This window comes from Pseudomonas sp. SIMBA_067 (assembly GCF_046534675.1).
Classification (GTDB): Bacteria; Pseudomonadota; Gammaproteobacteria; order Pseudomonadales; family Pseudomonadaceae; genus Aquipseudomonas; species Aquipseudomonas putida.
Genome location: NZ_JAWRYH010000004.1, coordinates 274,243 through 293,684, shown reverse-complemented (window position 1 = coordinate 293,684; position 19,442 = coordinate 274,243). Strand labels below are relative to the sequence as shown.

Genomic DNA, 19,442 nt, shown 5'->3' with positions numbered 1-19,442 from the left:
TGCCGTTGCTTGAAGCGCTGGGCCGCTAGCGGTTGACCAGCTTCGCCGGCAAGGCGATGACCAGGAAGCAGCTGAGGATCAGGCAGCCGGCAAACACCCACAATGCGGCGTGGGAGGTACCGGTGAGGTCGGTGACCAGGCCCATCAGTGAGTTGCTCACCAGGCCTGCGATGTTGGCCACCGAGCAAGCCAGGGCAAAGCCGGTGGCGGCCGCAGTGCCTTTGAGGAAGGTCGCCGGCAGGCTGAAGAACACCGGCATCGCGCCGATGATCGCTGCCGAGGCAATGGCGAACAGCGCCACGGTCATCACCAGGTTCTGGCTGAACAACGTGCTGCTGGCCATGGCGATTGCACCAATGATGAACGGCACGATGATGTGCCAGCGGCGCTCACGGTGGCGGTCGGAGCTGGCCCCGATCATCAACATGCCGGCCAGTGCGGCCAGGCTCGGAATGGCCGTCAGCAGACCGATGTGGAAGGTATCGCTGACGCCAGCATCGCGGATGAAGGTCGGCATCCAGAAGCCCATGGCGTAGGCGCTGAGCAAAATCGAAAAGTCGATGCCCCCCAGCATCCACACTTTCAGGTTGAAAAAGCCGTCGCGAAAGCTGTGCTTGCTGTCCTTGCCTTCGGCATCGTCAGCCGCCAGGTCCGCTGCCAGCTGCGCCTTGTCGTCAGCCGACAGCCACTTGGCCTGCTGGAAATGGTTAGGCAATGCCCAGAACGTGAGGATGCCCAGCAACACACTGGGGATCGCCTCCAGCAAAAACAGCCACTGCCAGCCGTGCAGGCCATGCACCTGGTCGAAATGCCCCATGATCCAGCCAGAAATCGGCCCGCCGATCACGCTCGACAAGGGCAGCCCGATCATGAACAAGGCAATGATGCGCCCGCGCCGATAGGTGGGGTACCACATGGTCAGGTAGTACAGCACGCCCGGCAGGAAGCCGGCCTCGGCAGCCCCCAGCAGAAAACGCAGGACATAGAACTGGGTGGTGGTGGAAACGAACATGGTGCAGGCCGACAGCAGGCCCCAGGTGATCATGATGCGTGCGATCCATAGCTTGGCGCCAACGCGCTGCAGGATCAGGTTGCTCGGCACTTCGAAAATGATGTAGCCGACAAAGAACAGCCCGGCACCCAGGCCATAGGCCGCTGTGCTGAACTGCAGGTCTTCGAGCATCTGCAGCTTGGCAAAGCCGACATTGATGCGGTCCAGATAAGCTGCAAGGTAGCAGAAGCACAGGAAGGGGATGAGCCTCCAGGTGATCTTGCTGTACAGCGCTTTAGTGCCATGGTCGATGTCACTGTGGACCGTGGTTGCATTCGCAATTGGCATTTCCTGTCTCCTGGCGGGCGACTTTGTGGTTGTTTTAAGGCCAGCAGTGTTCGACGCGCCGGGCACCCCGCGCACTATACGCGGCGTGCCTGGGCAGCGCCTGAAGACCCCGAGTGCTCCTGCGGGGCGACCACCCGGACAGCAGGCGGTCATGGACGGGCTTCCCGCACCGGTCCTTGATTGTTATTGGTAAGGGCTACCCGGCGTTCAGCCGGCCAGGCGCCTGAGTTGCTGCATCGCCTCCTGGCGGGTGACGACATCGCCATACTTGCTGTCGATGTCGAACAGGTTGGCTTCGTGCGGGTCGTCGTGGCGATCACCGACACATTCGCGCACCACGATGGTTCGAAACCCGTGTTGCATGGCATCCACCGCACTGGCGCGGATGCAGCCGCTGGTAGAGCAGCCAGCCAGTACCACGGTATCTACGCCTTGAGCATGCAGCAGCGGGGCCAGGCTGGTGGCGAAGAAGGCACTGGCGTACTGCTTGCTCAGCACCACCTCCCCTGCCTGTGGCGCAACGGCCTCGCAGAACGCCGCCAGCGGGTTGCCTTCGACCATGTCCTTCATCACCGGCGCCTTGCGCACCCACACGCCGCCGTCAGCAAAATGCGGCGGCTGGTAGCGGATGTTGGTATGCACCACCAGGGTACCGCAGTCGCGGGCCAGCGCCAGCAGGCCAGCGGCCTGTTCGACCGCCACCACCACGCCCGGGGCGTACAGCGGTGCACCGGGGGTGGTGTAGCCCTGCATGAAGTCGATCATCAACAGGGCTGGTTTGCGGCCAAAGCCGATGCGCTGGCCCCATACGCCCTGGTAGTTGTCACGGGCGCTTTGTGCGTCGCTCATGTCCATCTCCCGATTTCAGTAGGCGCCCGACAGCAGGGCACCGGCGCCCGGCACGACCGGCTCCAGGTCCAGCGCCTTGAGCATGGCGTAGGTAGTGGCGATAGCAGCAGTGACCACCGGCTTGCCAGTCTGCGCCTCGACCTTGGCCACTGCCGGCAGCGATTGCATCTGCACGCAGGCCGACAGCACCACCACATCGACACCCTCAAGGTCCATGCCGGCGACGATGCCTGGCAGGTTGGCCGGGTCGTGGCGGGCCACGGCGAGGTTGTCGGGGATTTCCAGCGCGCGCCAGTCCTGCACCTCAAAGCCCTCCTCCCGGATGTAGTTCACCACCAACTCGGTCAACGGCTTCATGTATGGCGCGACGATGGCAATGCGCTTGGCCTTCATCACATGCAAGGCCTCGACCAACGCCCCGGCGCTGGTGATTACCGGTGCCAGCGCGTCGTTGTCAGCGGTGGCCTGCTGCAAGCGCTTTTCCGATTGCCGGTGATAGCCCAGGCCCATGGCCATGATCGCCACCAGGCAGGCATAGCCCAGCACATCCACCTTGGCGTCGGACAGCTCCATTGCGCAGCGGTCGGACTCGGCGTCCATGGCGGCCAGCTCTTCCTTCTTCACCTGCTTCATGCGCATGCGGCTGGAATGGAAGGTGAAGCGCTCGGGGCGGATCGCCTGGCGCGCGTTGAGCATCGCCGGGATTTCGGTTTCCATCGTGGTGTTCGAGCTCGGCACGATCTGGCCGATGCGGTATAGCTTGGTCATGTCTCGTGCTCCGTCAGACAAGGGGTTGGTCGAGGAAGTCGCCAAAAGCGGCGAAGAAGCCGTCCAGGTCATCCCATGGGATCATGTGGCCGGCGTTGTCGACATGCGCGACCTGGATATCCGGCTTGAGTTCGCATATTTCAGCGATGTCACGGGGCTCGATTACCCCACCTCGCCCGGCCACCATCAGCAATGCTGGCTGGCGCACCGCGGGCAGGTATTGGTGGATATCCACGTTGTGAAAATCATCAAACGCCCGCACGACCGCCGGCTCGTGGCAGGTGTGCAGCCATTCGGCCCGCAGCGCCAGCTGCTCGTCGCTCCAGCTGGCGCAGAATGCGCGCATGTCGTCGCCGCTCATGCCCACAGTGGCCTGGCGGATCGAATCCACATACCACGGCAGCTTGCTCGGGTAGGCACGGCGGCCTGGCCCGGACACCGGCGGGTCGACCAGCACCAGCCGTTGCAGCCCCGGTGCTTCTTGGGCAGCCGCGCGAATGGCAAAGCGCGCACCCATCGAGTGCCCGACCAGGTGGTAGCTATCCAGGCCCAGCGCTGCGGCAAAGGCCGGAATGTCCGCAGCACAGGCGTCGGTGCCGTAGTCCAGTTCGGGGCCGCTTGAAGACAAGCCGCGGCCGCGCACATCCAGCACGTAGGTGTCGAAGTACAACCCAAGGCGCTCGGCGACAAAGCCCCAGGTGATCGCCGGGCTGGTGATGCCTGGCACCAGGATCAGCGCATGGCCCTTGCCGCCATAGCGCAGGTAATGCTGGCGGATGCCATTGGCGCAGACGTTGCCGCCGGCGACGAAGGTGCTCATGCCGCCTCCCCGCTTTTCAGCGCCTGGCTGTACAGGTCATAGCCGTAGACCCAGGCCGGGTCCTCCTGGCTGTAGAGGAAGGTATTGGCGTTCGATACCGCCTGAACCCGGGACGCCCGCTCCTTGCGGTTGGCCTCGTACAGGGCGAACGCGGTGCGGTGGTCGGACAGCCCGGTCTCCTGCAGACAGCGGGTCAGCATGGCCGCATCCTCGATGGCCATGCACGCGCCCTGGGCCATGTGTGGCTTCATCGGGTGGCAGGCATCACCCAGCAACACCAGGCGGCCACGGCTCCACAGCGGCAGTGGGTTGCGGTTGCGCAGCGGCCATTTGGTGATCGATTCGGTGGCGTCGATCAGCTTCTGCACGGTGGGGTGGTAGCCCTCGAAGGCAGCGCGCATTTCCTCCTGGCTGCTGTCAACGTAGGCCCCCTGGAAGTCCCAGGCCGCGTGCGGTACGCCGGTGACGAAGTAGTACTCGTCGCGCTTGCCGGTGGTGTAGTAGACCATCATGTGGCGGTCTTCGGACCACCACTTGACGCAGGGCTCGAACACATCGGCATGCTGCGCCAGGTTTACCCCGCGGATCAGCGCACGGTGGGCGACCCAACCGCTGTACATCGGCGCTTCAGCGCCCAGCAGTTCTTCACGAATCCTGGAGTGGATGCCGTCGGCGCCGATGACGATGTCGGCCAGGGTGTGGGTGCCGTCGGCGAAGTCCAGGCGCACCTGGTCGCCTTCGTCGACGATCTTTTGCAGGCGCTTGCCGAAGTGCACGGTACCCGGCTTGATCGCCTCGATCTGCAGGGCGTGCAGGTCGCCACGGTGAATGGTGATGTAGGCCGCGCCGTACTCGCGGCGGGCAAACTCGCCCAACGGGATGCGCGCCAGGTAGTCACCGCTATTGCCATCGCGACTGAACCAGAAGTCCGGATGCGAGCCCATCAGCTCCAGCTTCTGCTCCAGCCCCATGCGGCGGAAGATCTTCATCACGTTGGGGCCGATATGGATGCCCGCCCCCAGGCGGGTGAACTCCGGCGCCTGCTCGAACACCTCGACATCGAACCCGGCCTGCTGCAGCAACGTGGCGGCGGCCGCCCCACCCAGACCCGCACCGACGATTGCGATTTTCTGCCTACCACGCATGGGTATCTCTCCTCTTGTTCTGATATGTGGCCAGCGGTTCGACCGCCTGACGATTTAGAGCGTATACGCTGCAAATGAACTTTGGATAGAGGCCCAGCAAAATATTTTTCAAACACCTGATCGAAAGCCAATATCGGCTATCTGTTACCGCAAACATTGGCGGGATGTGTGAATAGGTAACGTTTAACAGATAACTTGCACTTGCCGTCCGGATGCGCTTTCATCTGCAAAAGTAGGGTGTACACACTATTATTTTGCACCGCGATGAAGCGCCAGGCACTGCCATGGTGCACCCCTGTCAACGCCACCCAGGAGAACCCCGATGCCGGTGAGCAATGCACAACTGACCCAGATGTTCGAGCACGTACTGAAGCTGTCCCGCGTGGACGAGACGCAGAGCGTGGCCGTACTCAAGAGCCACTACTCCGACCCGCGCACGGTCAACGCCGCGATGGAGGCCGCGCAGCGCCTGAAGGCGAAGGTGTATGCGGTAGAGCTGCCGGCGTTCAACCACCCGACCGCCATGGGCAACGACATGACTGCCTACTGCGGCGACACCGCACTGACCGGCAACCTGGCGGCGCAGCGGGCGCTGGAAGCGGCCGACCTGGTCGTCGATACCATGATGCTGCTGCACTCGCCCGAGCAGGAGCAGATCCTCAAGACCGGCACGCGCATCCTGCTGGCGGTGGAGCCACCCGAAGTGCTGGCGCGCATGCTGCCGAGCGAAGACGACAAACGCCGGGTGCTGGCCGCTGAAACCTTGCTGAAACAGGCGTGCAGCATGCATGTGCGGTCCAAGGCCGGCAGCGACTTCCACGCCCCGCTCGGCCAGTACCCCGCCGTGACCGAGTACGGCTATGCCGACGAACCGGGGCGCTGGGACCACTGGCCCAGCGGTTTCCTGTTCACCTGGCCCAACGAGGACAGTGCCGAGGGCACACTGGTGCTGGACGTGGGCGACATCATCCTGCCGTTCAAGAACTACTGCCGCGAGCGCATCACCCTGGAGATTGAAAAAGGCTTTATCACCGGCATCCACGGCGGCTTCGAGGCCGAGTACCTGCGCGACTACATGAAGTACTTCAACGACCCCGAGGTGTACGGTATCTCACACATCGGCTGGGGCCTGCAGCCGCGCGCGCAGTGGACGGCCATGGGCTTGCACGACCGCAACGACGGCATGTGCATGGACGCCCGCGCGTTCTACGGCAACTTCCTGTTCTCCACCGGCCCGAACACCGAGGTCGGCGGCAAGCGCAAGACCCCCTGCCACCTGGACATCCCGCTGCGCAACTGCGATATCTACCTGGACGACAAGGCCGTGGTGCTGGCCGGCGACGTGGTCGCACCAGAGGAATCAAGGGCGCGATAGTGGTTATACTGGCCGGGCGCTCCGCTATTGGCGGCCGGCCAGCACCTTTCCACCCAGCCCAAGCCATCCCATGCCAAAGAAAATCACCCCCAGCAGCGCCCCGCTCGACACCACACCCTATGACGTCACCGAACAAGTCGGCCACCTGCTGCGCAAGGCTTACCAACGGCACACGGCGATCTTCCAACAGCAGGCCTGCGACCCGCAGCTTACCTCGATCCAGTTCGTTACCCTGTGTGCCCTGCGCGACCACGGCTCCAGCTCCCAGGCAGAACTGATCAAGGCCACCGCCGTGGACCAGGCAACCATCCGCGGCATCGTCGAGCGCCTGAAAACGCGCGAGCTGGTGCAGCTGTCGCCAGACCCGGGCGACCGGCGCAAGGTCATTGTCGAACTCACCGACAGCGGCGCGGCATTGCTCGACGCAATGATCCCCTGCGCCCGGCAGATCAGCGAATTGAGCATGGGCAGCCTGAATGCCGGCGAACGCGTGGCCATTTTGTACCTCCTGCGCAAGATGATCGACAGCGACGAAAACCCCGGCTGACAAGCTGACGCGCCCGGTAAACCATCTCTGGCCTGCTTCTTGCTCACTCATTTCATGTAGTGAGTACTTACTGAAAATCTCGCGTCATGTGAGTCCTTTGGTAGCGCAAGCAACCTCCAGAGATGAGCCAACAATGCAAACAACCATCTCCCTGCGGGTCAACGGCCAGCCTGTCGAAGTCAGCGCCATGCCCGACACCCCGCTGCTGCTTATCCTGCGCAACGACCTGTGCCTGAACGGCCCCAAATACGGCTGCGGCCTGGGCGAATGCGGGGCGTGCACGGTGATCATCGACGGCGTGGCCGCACGCTCCTGCGTCATCCCCCTGGCCGGCGCAGCGGGTCGCGATATCACCACCCTCGAAGGGCTGGGCAGCAAGGCTGCGCCACACCCGGTGCAACAGGCGTTCATCGACGAACAGGCAGCCCAGTGCGGCTACTGCATGAACGGCATGATCATGACCACCAAGGCCCTGCTCGACCGTATTCCCGACCCCAGCGACGAACAGATTCGCCAGGAACTGTCCGGCAACCTGTGCCGCTGCGGCACTCACGTCGAAATCCTGCGCGCCGTGCGCCGCGCCGCCGAGACCCGGAGAAAAGCATGAACCACTCACAACAGGTGCCCAGCCGCGACCAACTGCTGGCCAAGACTGGCGTGTTGCTGATCGTCGACCAGATCACCCCACCCTCGGGCCCCGTGGCCAAGGGTGTGACGCCTGTGGTCAAGGCGCGCGAGCTGGCGTTGTTCATCGCTGTCAGCGACGACGGCATGGTCTACGCCTTCAACGGCCACGTCGACCTGGGCACCGGCATCCGCACCTCGCTGGCGCAAATCGTCGCCGAAGAGCTGGACCTGCGCATGGACCAGGTGCACATGGTACTGGGCGACACCGAGCGGGCACCCAACCAGGGCGCGACCATCGCCAGCGCCACCCTGCAGATTTCCGCCGTGCCCCTGCGCAAGGCAGCCGCCACCGCACGGCGCCACCTGTTGCAGCAGGCCGCGCATCGCCTTGGCTGCACGCCCGAAGTGCTACGCATCGAAGACGGCGTGGTCATCGCCAGCGATGGCAGCACGCTGCGTTTTGCCGAACTGGTACAGGGCGAAAACCACCAGTTGCACATTGCCGAAGATGCCCCGCTCAAGGCCATCGACGACTACCGCCTGGTCGGCCGCAGCGCTGCACGGGTAGACATTCCCGGCAAGGCCACCGGCGAGTTGACCTATGTGCATGACATGCGCCTGCCCGACATGCTTCACGGCCGGGTGATCCGCCCGCCCTACGCCGGTCATGACAGCGGCGACTTCGTCGGCAACAGCCTGCTGGCGGTGGATGAATCGTCCATCGCCCATTTGCCCGGCGTGGTGGCCGTGGTCGTCATCCGCGACTTTGTCGGCGTAGTGGCCGAGCGCGAAGAGCAAGCGATCCGCGCGGCCCAGGCGCTGAAAATCAGCTGGAAGCCATTCACAGGCAAGCTGCCCGACCTCAGCGATGTCGCCCAGGCCATCCGCGACAACCCGCGGGTACAGCGCACCGTGCTGGACCAGGGCGATGTCGACGGCGGCATTGCCAATGCCACCCAGCGCCTGAGCCGCAGCTACCTGTGGCCGTACCAGCTGCACGCATCGATCGGCCCGTCGTGCGCACTGGCCGACTTCACCGATGGGCCAATCCGCGTGTGGTCCGGCACGCAGAACCCGCATCTGCTGCGCGCCGACCTGGCCTGGCTGCTGGAGTGCACAGAGGAGCGCATCGAGATCATCCGCATGGAGGCCGCCGGTTGCTACGGCCGCAACTGTGCCGATGACGTGTGCGCCGACGCGGTGCTGCTGTCGCGCGCGGTACAGCGCCCGGTGCGGGTGCAGCTGACCCGCGAGCAGGAGCATGTGTGGGAGCCCAAGGGCACCGCGCAGCTGATGGAAATCGACGGCGGCCTGAACGCCGATGGCAGCGTGGCCGCCTACGACTTCCAGACCAGCTACCCGTCCAATGGCGCACCTACCCTGGCCCTGCTGCTGACCGGTGCCGTGGAACCGGTGCCGGCCCTGTTCGAAATGGGCGACCGCACGTCGATACCGCCCTATGACTACGAACACATGCGCGTCACCATCAACGACATGACGCCACTGGTACGCGCCTCGTGGATGCGTGGCGTGTCGGCCATGCCCAACAGCTTCGCCCACGAGTCGTACATCGATGAGCTGGCCTTTGCCGCTGGCGTCGACCCGGTCGAATACCGCCTCAGGCACCTGTCCGACCCGCGCGCCATCGACCTGGTCAAGGCCACCGCCGACCGCGCCGAATGGCAGCCGCATACCCGGCCCATGCAGGCGCAGGCCGAAGGCGATGTGCTGCGCGGCAGGGGCTTTGCCTATGCACGCTACATCCACAGCAAGTTCCCCGGTTTTGGCGCGGCGTGGGCGGCATGGGTGGCCGATGTCGCGGTGGACCGGCGCACCGGTGAAGTGGCCGTCACCCGCGTGGTGATCGGCCACGATGCCGGGATGATGGTCAACCCCGAGGGCGTGCGCCACCAGATCCACGGCAACGTCATCCAGTCCACCAGCCGGGTGCTCAAGGAGCAGGTCAGCTTCGAAGAGTCGACCGTGGCCAGCAAGGAATGGGGCGGCTACCCGATCCTGACCTTCCCCGAACTGCCGGCCATCGACGTGATGATGCTGCCGCGTCAGCACGAAGCACCGATGGGCAGTGGCGAGTCGGCCTCGGTACCGAGCGCGGCGGCCATCGCCAATGCCATTTTCGACGCGACCGGCATTCGTTTTCGCGAGCTGCCCATCACGGCAGAACGGGTGCGTGCCGCCCTCGATGGCGAAGGTCAGGCCCCTGACGCGCCCGCGCCAGCGCAGCCGACCACCAAGCGTTCGAAGTGGTGGTTCGGCTCGCTGGCCGGGGTATTCGGCGCTGCACTGGGTGTACTCGCCACAGCCCTGCCCTGGCGCGCCGAAATCGCCCCGGTAACCCCACCAGGCGCCGGCAGCTGGAGCGCCGCGATGCTCGATCGTGGGCGCCAGGTGGCGGCGGCCGGTGACTGCGCCGTGTGCCATACGGTCAGCGGCGGCAAGGTCAATGCAGGCGGGCTGGCGATGGAAACACCGTTCGGCACGCTGTACAGCACCAACATCACGCCCGACCCGGAAACCGGCATCGGCCGCTGGTCGTTCGGCGCCTTCGAGCGGGCCATGCGCGAAGGCATCAGCCGCGACGGTCGGCACCTGTACCCGGCGTTTCCCTATACCTCGTTTCGCAACATCAACGACGCCGACATGCAGGCGCTGTATGCCTACCTGATGTCGCAAACTCCGGTACGCCAGCAAGCACCCGCCAACCAGATGCGCTTCCCGTTCAACCAGCGGCCACTGATGGCCGGCTGGAATGCGCTGTTTCTGCAACGCGGCGAATACCAGCCCGACCCGCAGCGCAGTGCCCAGTGGAACCGCGGCGCCTACCTGGTCGACGGCCTGGGCCACTGCACAGCCTGCCACTCGCCGCGCAACCTGCTGGGCGCGGAAAAAGGCGGCAGCAGCTACCTGGCCGGCGGCATGGTCGATGGGTGGGAAGCCCCTGCCCTGAATGCCCTGGGCAAATCATCCACGCCGTGGAGCGAAGACGAGCTTTTCAGCTACCTGACCACCGGCTTCTCCGAAAAGCACGGAGTGGCGGCGGGCCCCATGGGCCCGGTGGTCAGCGAACTGGCCACCCTGCCAAAGAGCGACGTGCGTGCCATTGCCCACTACCTCGGTTCACTCGACGGCGAGCCACAGGCAGTGGCCGCCAAGGCCGCGCCCCAGGTGGACACGCAAGTGTCGCTGAGCAACGGCGAGCGGGTATTCAAAGGCGCATGCATGGCCTGCCACAGCGATGGTCTGGGGCCGAAGCTGTTTGGCGTCAGCCCGTCGATGGCGGTCAACAGCAACGTCCACAGCCCCCTGCCGGACAACCTATTGCGCGTGGTGTTGCACGGCATTGCCACCCCCGCAACCCGTGACCTGGGCTACATGCCCGGCTTCAAGGACAGCCTGTCGGACCGCCAGGTCGCCGACCTGGCAGCTTACCTGCGCCAGCGCTTCGCTGCGGACAAGCCCGCCTGGCAAGGGCTGGCGGCCAAGGCCGCGCAGGTGCGCGCCAACCCCGGCAGCCACTGAGCGTCAGCGGCGCAGGCCGCGCAGGGCAAGGTCGCTGATAAACACCAGCCAGTCGGCCTTGGCCTGCTTGTCGGCCAGGTCCACGGCCAGAAACGAGCTGAGGGTATGCCGGTTGGAATTATAGAAATAGCAGAGCGAGGCAATCATCAGGTAGGCGTGGGTGATGTCGATGTCGTCGCGGAACAGGCCCTTGGCCTGGCCTGCTTCAATGATCGGCCGCAGCACGCCCACCGCTTCGCCGGACAGCGCCTTGAGGTTCTGCGACTTGCGCGCGTGCTGGCCCTGGTGAAGATTTTCGGTGGCGAGGATGGTGACGAATTCAGGGTGGCGCACGTAGTAATCCCAGATGAACGCCACCAGCTCACGCAGGGCCTGTTCCGGGTCGCCGAGGTCGATGCGCAGCTTGGCTTCGGCCTGGTTGAAGCTGGCGTAGATATGCTCCAGCACGCTGATGAACAGCTTTTCCTTGCTGCCGAAGTAGTAATAGATCATCCGGTCGTTGGACTTGGCCAGCGTGGAGATCTGCTCGATACGCCCACCGGTGAAGCCTTCCTTGCTGAAGACCTTCACCGCAGCCTTGAGAATGTTGTCCCGGGTGCGGTCGGCCTGTTGGGCGCGAACACCGGTTTTGCGAGTTTGCATGTCGGTCCCTGCGGGGCTGGCCAGATACCCAACACTGCCACAGACGTTGGGCCTTTGCGCGGCTTTTCGGCTGGGCTGAGATACGTTGTGGCGTTGCAGCGTGCCGCCACCTACGGCTCGGCACCCCGTTCGCCTGGGGCAATGCTTCGCTGCGCGCGTGTCAGGCAATTGACCAGGTGCAGCCGCATGGCCGCACGGGCAGCACCGGCATCCTTGCGGGTGATCGCGGCATGCACTTGCTCGCGCTCCCGCGCCTCCAGTGCCCGCTGCTGAGCATCGCACGTCGGCATGGCCTGCCGCGCCACCGCAAACAAGGTATGCCCAAGGTGGGTCATGGTGTCGATGAAAAAGCTGTTGCCCGTGCATTGGGCTATCTGCAGGTGAAACTCGAAGTCGGTTCGCATGCAGGGCGCTGACTGCGTATCAACGGCCTCATCCAGCGCCGCCCGCAGGGCAGCCAGTTGCTCTGGGGTGGCACGCTGGGCAGCAATGGCAGCCGCCTCAACCTCAAGGCAAAGCCGCAACTCGATGATCGCCACCTCGTTGTAAGCATCGCCCATTCCAGGGCTGGTGCTCTGGAAGTCACCTGCCGGGATGGCGTCTACAACGAAGGTGCCGATACCACGGCGGGTTTCGACCAGGCCCTCGGCCTGCAACCGCGAAATGGCTTCACGCACCACGGTACGGCTTACGCCTCGCGCTTTGGTCACAGCTTCTTCGGTGGGCAATTTGCTACCCGCTGGCAATTCACCCGAGCGAATCTGCTGCGACAGGTCATGCACCAGTTGCTGGGCGAGATTCAGGCGTTTTTCCGGGGTGGCGGATGCCATTGTGTGAACCCTTGATAAGCGGAAGACCCCGGAGTATACCCGCAGCCTGGTGCCAAAACGCACTATACTGGCCGCTGTTCAGACGCGAGCACAGCAATGCCAGACCACACCGCCAGCCCCTCACAACCGCCCCGCCGCCTGGCCGAAGCGCTGGTCGAACGCTTCGCCGAGCGCATGCGCGAAGGCACACTCAAGCGTGGCGACAAGCTGCCCACCGAAGCCACGCTAATCGCAACCGAAGGTGTCAGCCGCTCGGTGATACGCGAGGCCTTATCACGCATGCAGGCCGCGGGCCTGGTCGAGACTCGCCATGGTGTCGGCACCTTCGTGCTGGACATGCCGGCACCGGAGAGCTTCAACGTGGGGCCGGCAACCATCAGCCTGCTGTCCGATGTGCTCGACCTGCTGGAATACCGCCTGAGCCTTGAAGTGCAAGCCGCCGGCATGGCCGCCGAACGGGCCACGCCACAGGCTCTCGAAGAACTGCAGCAAGCGCTGGAGGCCCTGATGCAGGGCCCGGAAAAATCCGGCAGCACGACAAACGCCGATTTCCAGTTCCACCTGAAAATTGCCAAGGCCGCAGGCAACCAGTACCTGATCGATATCATGAAGCATCTGGGCACCAAGATGATCCCCCGCACGCGCATGAACTCTGCCTACACCGGCCAGAGCAACCGCAGCACCTACCTGGCCGGTATCAACGCCGAACATCAGCAGATCTACGATGCCATCGCCAGCCGTCAGGTTGATGCGGCGCGCGCCGCCATGTACTTGCACCTGAGCAACAGCCGTACGCGCCTGCGTGAGGCGCAACGGCTACAGGCTTTTTACAGCGAGGCCTGAAGCTAAGGCGCAGGCTCCACATCCGTGAAGGCCAGCCCTTGGCTGCCCTGTACCTGCCAAGGGTTGGCGCCCCCGGTGTGGGTGAAGCGAAGCCCGACGAACCGCGAATCTTTCAGGCCATCGATCTTGACCGGGGCCGGCCCGCTGAAACGTACACGCTCGAACACCAGCCCCTGATGCCAGGCGCCATGGCTGCTATCGCCCTTCACCTCGATGGCAGCGGTGCTGGCGTTTTCCACGCTCACGTCGCTGACCGTGATGTCACGGAACTGCCCCGCCACCGTCGAGCGCTTGTAGTCGAGCTTGGCATTCGGGTCGTTGTAATCCAGGGTGAAGATGAAGGCCTGTTTTGCGGTATTGCGAATGGCTGAATCACGGAAGGTCACGTGGCGTGCGCCACCGCCCATGAAGTTGGTGCTTTTCATGCGTAGCCCGGCATCGGTGCCATCCGAGACGTTGTCCTCGGCCAGGATGTTTTGAATCCACGCGCCGGTATGGCTGCCCGCCACGATCATTCCATGGCCTTTGCGGAAATAGTTGTTGAAGATCCAGGCATCTTCCTGCGGCTTTTGCTGGACCGCACCCGCACCGGTGCCAGCGGCGAAGTTGACGCAGTCGTCACCGGTGTCGAAGAAGTTGTTGAACACCAGCGCGCCGCGGCTGTTGGCAAACTCGATACCGTCGCCGTTGTTGGCGTCGTAGGTACGGTGCGTGGTGTTCGCCAGCACCACATTCTGGGTCTCCAGATTCATGATGCCGTGGTAGGCCGGGTTGACCACCGTGAAGCCGCCATAGAACACGTTTGTCACATTGCGCAGGGTGATCAGCGACGAGCGCATCTGGCCGTAGGCGTCCTTGACGTTCATGCCCTCGGCCACCGCCCGCTCCACCTGGGCCCTGGCCAGCACGCCATCGTGCATGTAGCGGGTGTTGTCGCTGGGCAGGTAGAAGGGCAAGGCTTGCCCGCGCTCGTCGAGCACATCCGGGTTGCGCTTCCAGCCATTGCCGTCGATCGTGCCCTTGCCAACGATGCGGATGTTCTCGAAGGCCTGATGCGCCTGCGGGTCGCGCGGCAACGCGTTGATCAGCGAGGCCGGGCGCACGGTGGTGGAATACGGGTACTGGATATAGCCTTCGCGCGGGTAGTCCTCGGCACGCTCGGAGCCCAGCAGGGTAGCGCCCTCGGCGATTTCCAGGGTCATGTTGCTCTTGAGGTAGAGCGCCCCGCTCTTGTACGTGCCGGCAGGCAGCAGCACCTTGCAGCCCTTGCTGCAAGCGTCGATGGCACGCTGGATGGCGGCCGTGTCGAGCGCTTTGCCATCGCCCTTGGCACCGTAGCGCTGCACATTGAACAGTGCCGGTACGGCCGTGGTTCGCTGCACAACCACGGGGCTGTCGGCCGACTCCTTGCCGTTGCGATCGACCGAACGCACGGTGAAGCGGTACTCGGTATCGGGCGCAAGCCCCTGGGCGGTGAAGCTGTGAATGGCGATGCGGTGGTGGAAGTTCTGCGGGTCCTGCTGGTAGAAATGGTCGATGTAAGGCTTGGCCGGTGAGACCTGATCGTTGTTGGCGTTGCTTGCACCCAGCAATCTGCCATTGGCGTACACGTGGTAGTCGACGATTTCGGCATGGCTGGCGGGCTTTTCCCAGACCAGGATGATCTGCCGGTCGTCGTAGGCCAGCGTCGGCACCTGGACCGTAGCAGGGGCCTCTACGGCCCACAGCGGCAAGCTGCTGCCCATGGCCAGGGCAGCCACGGCAGCACGCACCCGCGAAGCGGATGCAAGGTTGGCATTCGGCATGTTTTTGTCTTCCTTGTAATTGCCGGGTTCAGGCCGACATGGCCGGGGCACAATCGGCGCTGAAGTCGCGGCTGGCTTGCACCAGCATACGGGTGTAATCGTGGGTGGCCTGGTCCTGGCTCAGTGCCCGGCAGTCCAGTTGCTCGACGATCCGCCCTTGCTGCATCACCGCGACCTTGTCGCACAGGTGGCTGACCACCCCCAGGTCGTGGGTCACCATCAGGTAGGTGAGCTTCTCACGCTGGCGCAGGTCTGCCAGCAGGTTGAGGATCTCGGCCTGCACCGAGACATCCAGCGCCGAGGTCGGCTCATCCAGCAGCAACACACGCGGCTCGAGGATCAGCGCGCGGGCAATCGCCACACGCTGGCGCTGCCCGCCCGACAACTGGTGCGGATAGCGGTAGCGGAAGCTGTCATTGAGGCCGACCTTGACCAGGATGTCGTTGATCCGGTCGTCGCGATCAGCCATGCCGTGAATGGTCAGCGGCTCGCGCAAGGCGGTGTCGATGGTGTGCCGCGGGTGCAACGAGCCGTAGGGGTCCTGGAAGACCATCTGCACCTTGCGAAAGTGCTCCTTGGGCAGCTTGTGCTGCAACGCACCGCCGGCAATGCTCAGCGCCCCGCTCCAGTGCCGGTACTGGCCGGCCAGGCAGCGCAGCACGGTGGTCTTGCCGGAGCCCGACTCGCCCACCAGGCCGAACGACTCGCCGTCCTCGACGGTCAGGTCGACGTCGTGCAGCACCTGGTTGAGGGTGGCGCCAACGCCGAAGCTCAGGTTCAGCGATTGTGCTTGGATCATGGACATGTCAGTTACCTCAGCAGGTGAGCCAGAGCGGGTCGCGTTGCAGCACCGGCAAGCGCGGGCGGCGGTTGTCCATGCTCGGCAAGGCCGCCAGCAGGCCACGGGTATACGGGTGTTCGGCATACTGCAGGTCGCACGCGGCGAGCGACTCGACCACCCGCCCGGCGTACATCACCAACACCCGGTCACAGTAGTTGCGCACCAGGTTGAGGTCGTGGCTGACGAAGATCAGCCCCATCTGCTGCTCGACCACCAACTCTTCGAGCACGTTGAGCACCTGTTGACGCACCGACACGTCGAGCGCCGAGGTTGGCTCGTCGGCGATGATCACCTCCGGGCTGGTGATGACCATCATGGCGATCATGATGCGCTGGCCCATGCCGCCGCTGACTTCATGCGGGTACAGGTTGTAGACGCGTTTCGGGTCGCGGATATGGACCTTTTCCAGCATCAGCATGACCCGCTCGCGTGCCTCGCTGCGGCTGGCCTTATGGTGCGCCAGGTACGCCTCGGCGATCTGGTCGCCAACCTTGACCACCGGGTTGAGCGAGTACTTGGGGTCTTGCATGATCATCGAGATGCGCTGGCCACGGATCTTCTGCATGGCCTTTTCGCTGGCGCTGAGCAGGTCGACATCGCCGAACTGCAGGGCCTTGGCGGTGATCTGCGTGCTGCCGGGGTGCAGCTTGAGCAAGCTGCGCCCGACCGTCGACTTGCCCGAGCCGGACTCGCCGACGATGGCCAGTTTTTCCCGGCCAAGGGTGAACGACACATCGCGCACCGCGTGCATTTCTTTCTTGCCGTTGACGAAGCGTACGTTGAGCGCTTCGACGTTGAGTTTGAGCGACGACATAAAGCCTCCAGTTACTCGCTACGCGGGTCGAGAATGTCCCGCAGGCCATCGCCCAGCAGGTTGAACGCCAGGCTCACCAGCATGATCGCCGCACCCGGTACCGCCACCAGCCACCAGCATTCGAGCATGTAGCGTCGACCGGTGGAGATCATTGCGCCCCACTCCGGCAGCGGCGCCTGTGCGCCAAGGCCGAGAAAGCCCAGCGCCGCGGCGGTGAGGATGATCCCGGCCATGTTCATGGTCAGGCGGATGATCACCGACGACAGGCACATCGGCACGATATGACGCAGGATGATGCGCGTCGACGAGGCGCCCTGCAGCTCGACCGCGACAACGAAGTCGGCCTTGCGCAGCGACAGGGTTTCAGCCCTTGCCAGCCGTGCGATCGGTGGCCACGAGGTCAGCGCGATAGCGACCACGGCATGCTCCAGGCCAGGGCCAAGGGCAGCGATGAACGCCAGTGCCAGGACCAGGCTGGGGAACGAGATGAAGATGTCGGTGATGCGCATGAACACCGTGTCGACGATGCCACCGTAGTAGCCCGACACAGTGCCGATGAACAGCCCGATCGGTCCGACGATAATCGTCACCAGGGTAATGATGTAGAGGGTGATTCGTGAGCCGTAGACCAACCGGCTGAAGATGTCGCGGCCATATTCGTCGGTGCCGAACCAGTGCGCGGCACCGGGGGCCTGCAGGGCGTTGGCGAGGTTCTGCACCACCGGGTCATGGGTGGCGATCCACGGGGCGAAGGTGGCGACCACGATCAGCAGCACGGCCACCAGCAGCCCGGCCAGGGTCATGGGGTTGCGCAACAGGTGGCGCAGCACCCGCAGGCTGCTTTTGTAAAAGGCGTCGAGGCTGGAAGCCGGCGTGGTGTCGGCCTGCGGCTTGGCGCTTGCTTGAGTAGAAGACATGTTGGCAATCATCGGCATGTTCTCGGTGTGAAATCATGGCCGCCCGGCGCGCCCGCTGGCGCCCCCGGACAGGTTCAGCGTTGCTTGTAGACGCCCAGGTAACGGGTCGCCTCGGCGTCATCGCCGGTAAAGCCCTTGACGTCCACCGCACTCACCGCGGTGTCGGTCATCTGCGAGAGCATCATGATCGGCCCGACCTGCTGGTCGTAGCGCTGCTGGGCCTGGTGGTACAGGCTCACGCGCTTGGCGGCGTCACGCTCGACGCCCGCCTGGTCGATCAGCGCATTGAGCTGTTGATCGAAGAAAGACGCGCGCCAGCCCTGGAAGTTGGGCAGGCCCGCGCTATCGCTGTTGTCCGGGTTGTAGACAAAGGTGCGCAGGCTGAAATACGGGTGCGGGTAGCGCTCGGCACCGCGCGCGACGATCATCTCGAAGTTGCGCGCGCGCATCGCGCCATACACCTGGTTGCCGGTGCCGGTGACGATGCTGGCCTTGATTCCGCCTTCGGCGAGCGTCGACTGCATGCGCGCGGCGATGTCGATGAACGGCGGCTCGGACAAGGTCCGGATGGTGGTGGTGAAGCCTTGCGGGTAGCCGGCTTCGGCCAGCAACGCCTTGGCCTTGGCGACATCCATCTTGTAGCCTGGGTCCGGCAGGCGGGCGTCGAGGCCAAGCTGCATCGGCTGCTGGTTGAGCATGCCGTAGTGCGGCATGACCTGCTCGTCGATACCTTTGTAGTCGATCAGGTTGCGCACCGCTTCGCGGACTTTCTGGTTGGCGAATTCGGGCTGCTTCATGCTCATCGCCACGTAGTACATGGTGCCGCGCTGCAGCGGTTGCACCTGCAGCTTGGGCGAGCTCTCGATGGCCTTGATGTCTGGCGCGGCCATGCCGTAGACCAGGTCGAGGTCACCGCGCTCGAGCATCAGCCGCAGTGATTGCGACTCGGTCATGTGCCGCACCAGCACCCGCTTCATTTTTGCAGGCCCCGCCCAGTAGCCGTCGAAGCGGGTCATCACCAAGGCGTCGTTGGCGCTCCACTTGGTCAGGGTGAACGGGCCGCTGCCGGCCTCGTTGGTGACCAGCCAGGCGGCGCCCAGGTCACCGTCCTTCTCGTGCTTCAAGGCTTCCTGGCGGTCGACGATGACCGCGCTGGGCGAGGTCGCCAGCGAGTCGATCAGCAGCAGCGGGTCGGCGGGCTGCGGCAGCTCGACCACCAGGGTATGCGGGTCAGTGGCGCGGATCAGCCCCTGAATGTTGTCGACGCTGTAGCCGTAGGCCTTCCAGGTGGTGGCCAGGCCGAAGTTGAGTTTCATCACCCGGTACAGCGACCAGGCCACGTCTTCGGCGGTCAGCGGGTTGCCGGAATGGAACTTGACGTCCCTGCGCAGGTGGAAGGTGACCTGCTTGCCGTCTTCGCTGATCTCCCAGCGTTCGGCCAACTGTGGCAGGTGTTTTTCCGGGTTGCCCTGGTCGCGCTTGACCAGCGTGTCATACAGGTTGGCGTTGACCCCGGAGGCATCCAGGCCCGGGGCGTTGGCCGGGTCGATGGAAAACAGGTTGACCATGCTCATGCCGACGATCAACTGGTCGGCGGGGGTCTTGGCCTGCACGGCGGCCATCGGCCCCAGTGCCAGCATCGCACCCAGCAGGCTCAGGCGCAGGATCGGAAGTACAGTTTTCATGTGGCTGTCCTTGTTTTTATAGTCATGCACTGTGTTCGCGCTGGCCGCGCGGGGC

General features: G+C 64.2%; 17 protein-coding genes. 5 read left to right on the top strand and 12 right to left on the bottom strand.

The features are described 5' to 3' along the window. Window positions 1-25: 25 nt before the first annotated feature. The 5 genes from SB765_RS11810 to nicC form a co-directional block, all read right to left on the bottom strand. Window positions 26-1,339, bottom strand: a complete 1,314-nt coding sequence (locus tag SB765_RS11810) for an MFS transporter (protein ID WP_410931368.1) — start codon at window positions 1,337-1,339, stop codon at window positions 26-28. Between the two features lie 207 nt (window positions 1,340-1,546). Then, complete coding sequence (locus SB765_RS11805; RefSeq protein ID WP_341796209.1) at window positions 1,547-2,188, bottom strand: N-carbamoylsarcosine amidohydrolase; 642 nt, start codon at window positions 2,186-2,188, stop codon at window positions 1,547-1,549. A 15-nt stretch (window positions 2,189-2,203) separates the two neighbouring features. After that, window positions 2,204-2,956 carry an Asp/Glu racemase gene (locus tag SB765_RS11800; RefSeq protein ID WP_341796210.1) on the bottom strand — a complete coding sequence of 251 codons (753 nt, stop codon included), beginning with the start codon at window positions 2,954-2,956 and terminating at the stop codon, window positions 2,204-2,206. 13 nt (window positions 2,957-2,969) lie between these two features. Continuing rightward, complete coding sequence (gene nicD, locus SB765_RS11795) at window positions 2,970-3,776, bottom strand: N-formylmaleamate deformylase (protein WP_341796211.1); 807 nt, start codon at window positions 3,774-3,776, stop codon at window positions 2,970-2,972. Continuing rightward, window positions 3,773-4,921 carry a 6-hydroxynicotinate 3-monooxygenase gene (nicC, locus tag SB765_RS11790; RefSeq protein WP_341796212.1) on the bottom strand — a complete coding sequence of 383 codons (1,149 nt, stop codon included), beginning with the start codon at window positions 4,919-4,921 and terminating at the stop codon, window positions 3,773-3,775. The genes nicD and nicC overlap by 4 nt, the downstream gene beginning before the upstream one ends. A 322-nt stretch (window positions 4,922-5,243) precedes the next feature. Here nicC and SB765_RS11785 point away from each other — a divergent pair, with 322 nt between their 5' ends. From SB765_RS11785 to SB765_RS11770, 4 genes are all read left to right on the top strand, one after another. Further along, window positions 5,244-6,296, top strand: a complete 1,053-nt coding sequence (locus tag SB765_RS11785) for a 2,5-dihydroxypyridine 5,6-dioxygenase (RefSeq protein WP_410931367.1) — start codon at window positions 5,244-5,246, stop codon at window positions 6,294-6,296. Window positions 6,297-6,366: 70 nt separating this feature from the next. Further along, window positions 6,367-6,843 carry a MarR family winged helix-turn-helix transcriptional regulator gene (locus SB765_RS11780; protein ID WP_410931366.1) on the top strand — a complete coding sequence of 159 codons (477 nt, stop codon included), beginning with the start codon at window positions 6,367-6,369 and terminating at the stop codon, window positions 6,841-6,843. Window positions 6,844-6,976: 133 nt separating this feature from the next. After that, on the top strand, window positions 6,977-7,450 hold the full coding sequence (locus SB765_RS11775) for a (2Fe-2S)-binding protein (protein ID WP_016498881.1): 474 nt from the start codon (window positions 6,977-6,979) through the stop codon (window positions 7,448-7,450). Beyond that, window positions 7,447-11,010 (top strand): molybdopterin cofactor-binding domain-containing protein, encoded by a 3,564-nt coding sequence (locus tag SB765_RS11770; protein ID WP_410931365.1) that lies wholly within the window; start codon window positions 7,447-7,449, stop codon window positions 11,008-11,010. The genes SB765_RS11775 and SB765_RS11770 overlap by 4 nt, the downstream gene beginning before the upstream one ends. 3 nt (window positions 11,011-11,013) lie before the next feature. Here SB765_RS11770 and SB765_RS11765 read toward each other — a convergent pair whose 3' ends face one another. Continuing rightward, window positions 11,014-11,652, bottom strand: a complete 639-nt coding sequence (locus tag SB765_RS11765) for a TetR family transcriptional regulator (RefSeq protein ID WP_016487984.1) — start codon at window positions 11,650-11,652, stop codon at window positions 11,014-11,016. A gap of 110 nt (window positions 11,653-11,762) precedes the next feature. Then, window positions 11,763-12,482: a FadR/GntR family transcriptional regulator gene (locus tag SB765_RS11760; protein ID WP_341796216.1), complete on the bottom strand. Its 720-nt coding sequence runs from the start codon at window positions 12,480-12,482 to the stop codon at window positions 11,763-11,765. 96 nt (window positions 12,483-12,578) lie between these two features. Between SB765_RS11760 and SB765_RS11755 the strand changes: the two genes are divergently transcribed. After that, window positions 12,579-13,325 (top strand): FadR/GntR family transcriptional regulator, encoded by a 747-nt coding sequence (locus SB765_RS11755; protein ID WP_341796217.1) that lies wholly within the window; start codon window positions 12,579-12,581, stop codon window positions 13,323-13,325. A 2-nt stretch (window positions 13,326-13,327) separates the two neighbouring features. On the opposite strand, the gene SB765_RS11750 is transcribed toward SB765_RS11755, so the two are convergent. From SB765_RS11750 to SB765_RS11730, 5 genes are all read right to left on the bottom strand, one after another. Further along, complete coding sequence (locus SB765_RS11750) at window positions 13,328-15,130, bottom strand: glycosyl hydrolase family 28 protein (RefSeq protein WP_410931364.1); 1,803 nt, start codon at window positions 15,128-15,130, stop codon at window positions 13,328-13,330. 28 nt (window positions 15,131-15,158) lie between these two features. After that, window positions 15,159-15,935, bottom strand: coding sequence for an ABC transporter ATP-binding protein (locus SB765_RS11745; RefSeq protein ID WP_410931363.1), 777 nt, complete (start codon window positions 15,933-15,935; stop codon window positions 15,159-15,161). A gap of 10 nt (window positions 15,936-15,945) precedes the next feature. After that, window positions 15,946-16,785, bottom strand: a complete 840-nt coding sequence (locus tag SB765_RS11740; RefSeq protein WP_341796220.1) for an ABC transporter ATP-binding protein — start codon at window positions 16,783-16,785, stop codon at window positions 15,946-15,948. Window positions 16,786-16,796: 11 nt separating this feature from the next. Next, on the bottom strand, window positions 16,797-17,714 hold the full coding sequence (locus SB765_RS11735) for an ABC transporter permease (protein ID WP_410910067.1): 918 nt from the start codon (window positions 17,712-17,714) through the stop codon (window positions 16,797-16,799). Window positions 17,715-17,776: 62 nt separating this feature from the next. Beyond that, entirely contained in the window at window positions 17,777-19,387 is a 1,611-nt protein-coding gene (locus tag SB765_RS11730) for an ABC transporter substrate-binding protein (RefSeq protein ID WP_341796222.1), read from the bottom strand. Window positions 19,388-19,442: the final 55 nt, after the last annotated feature.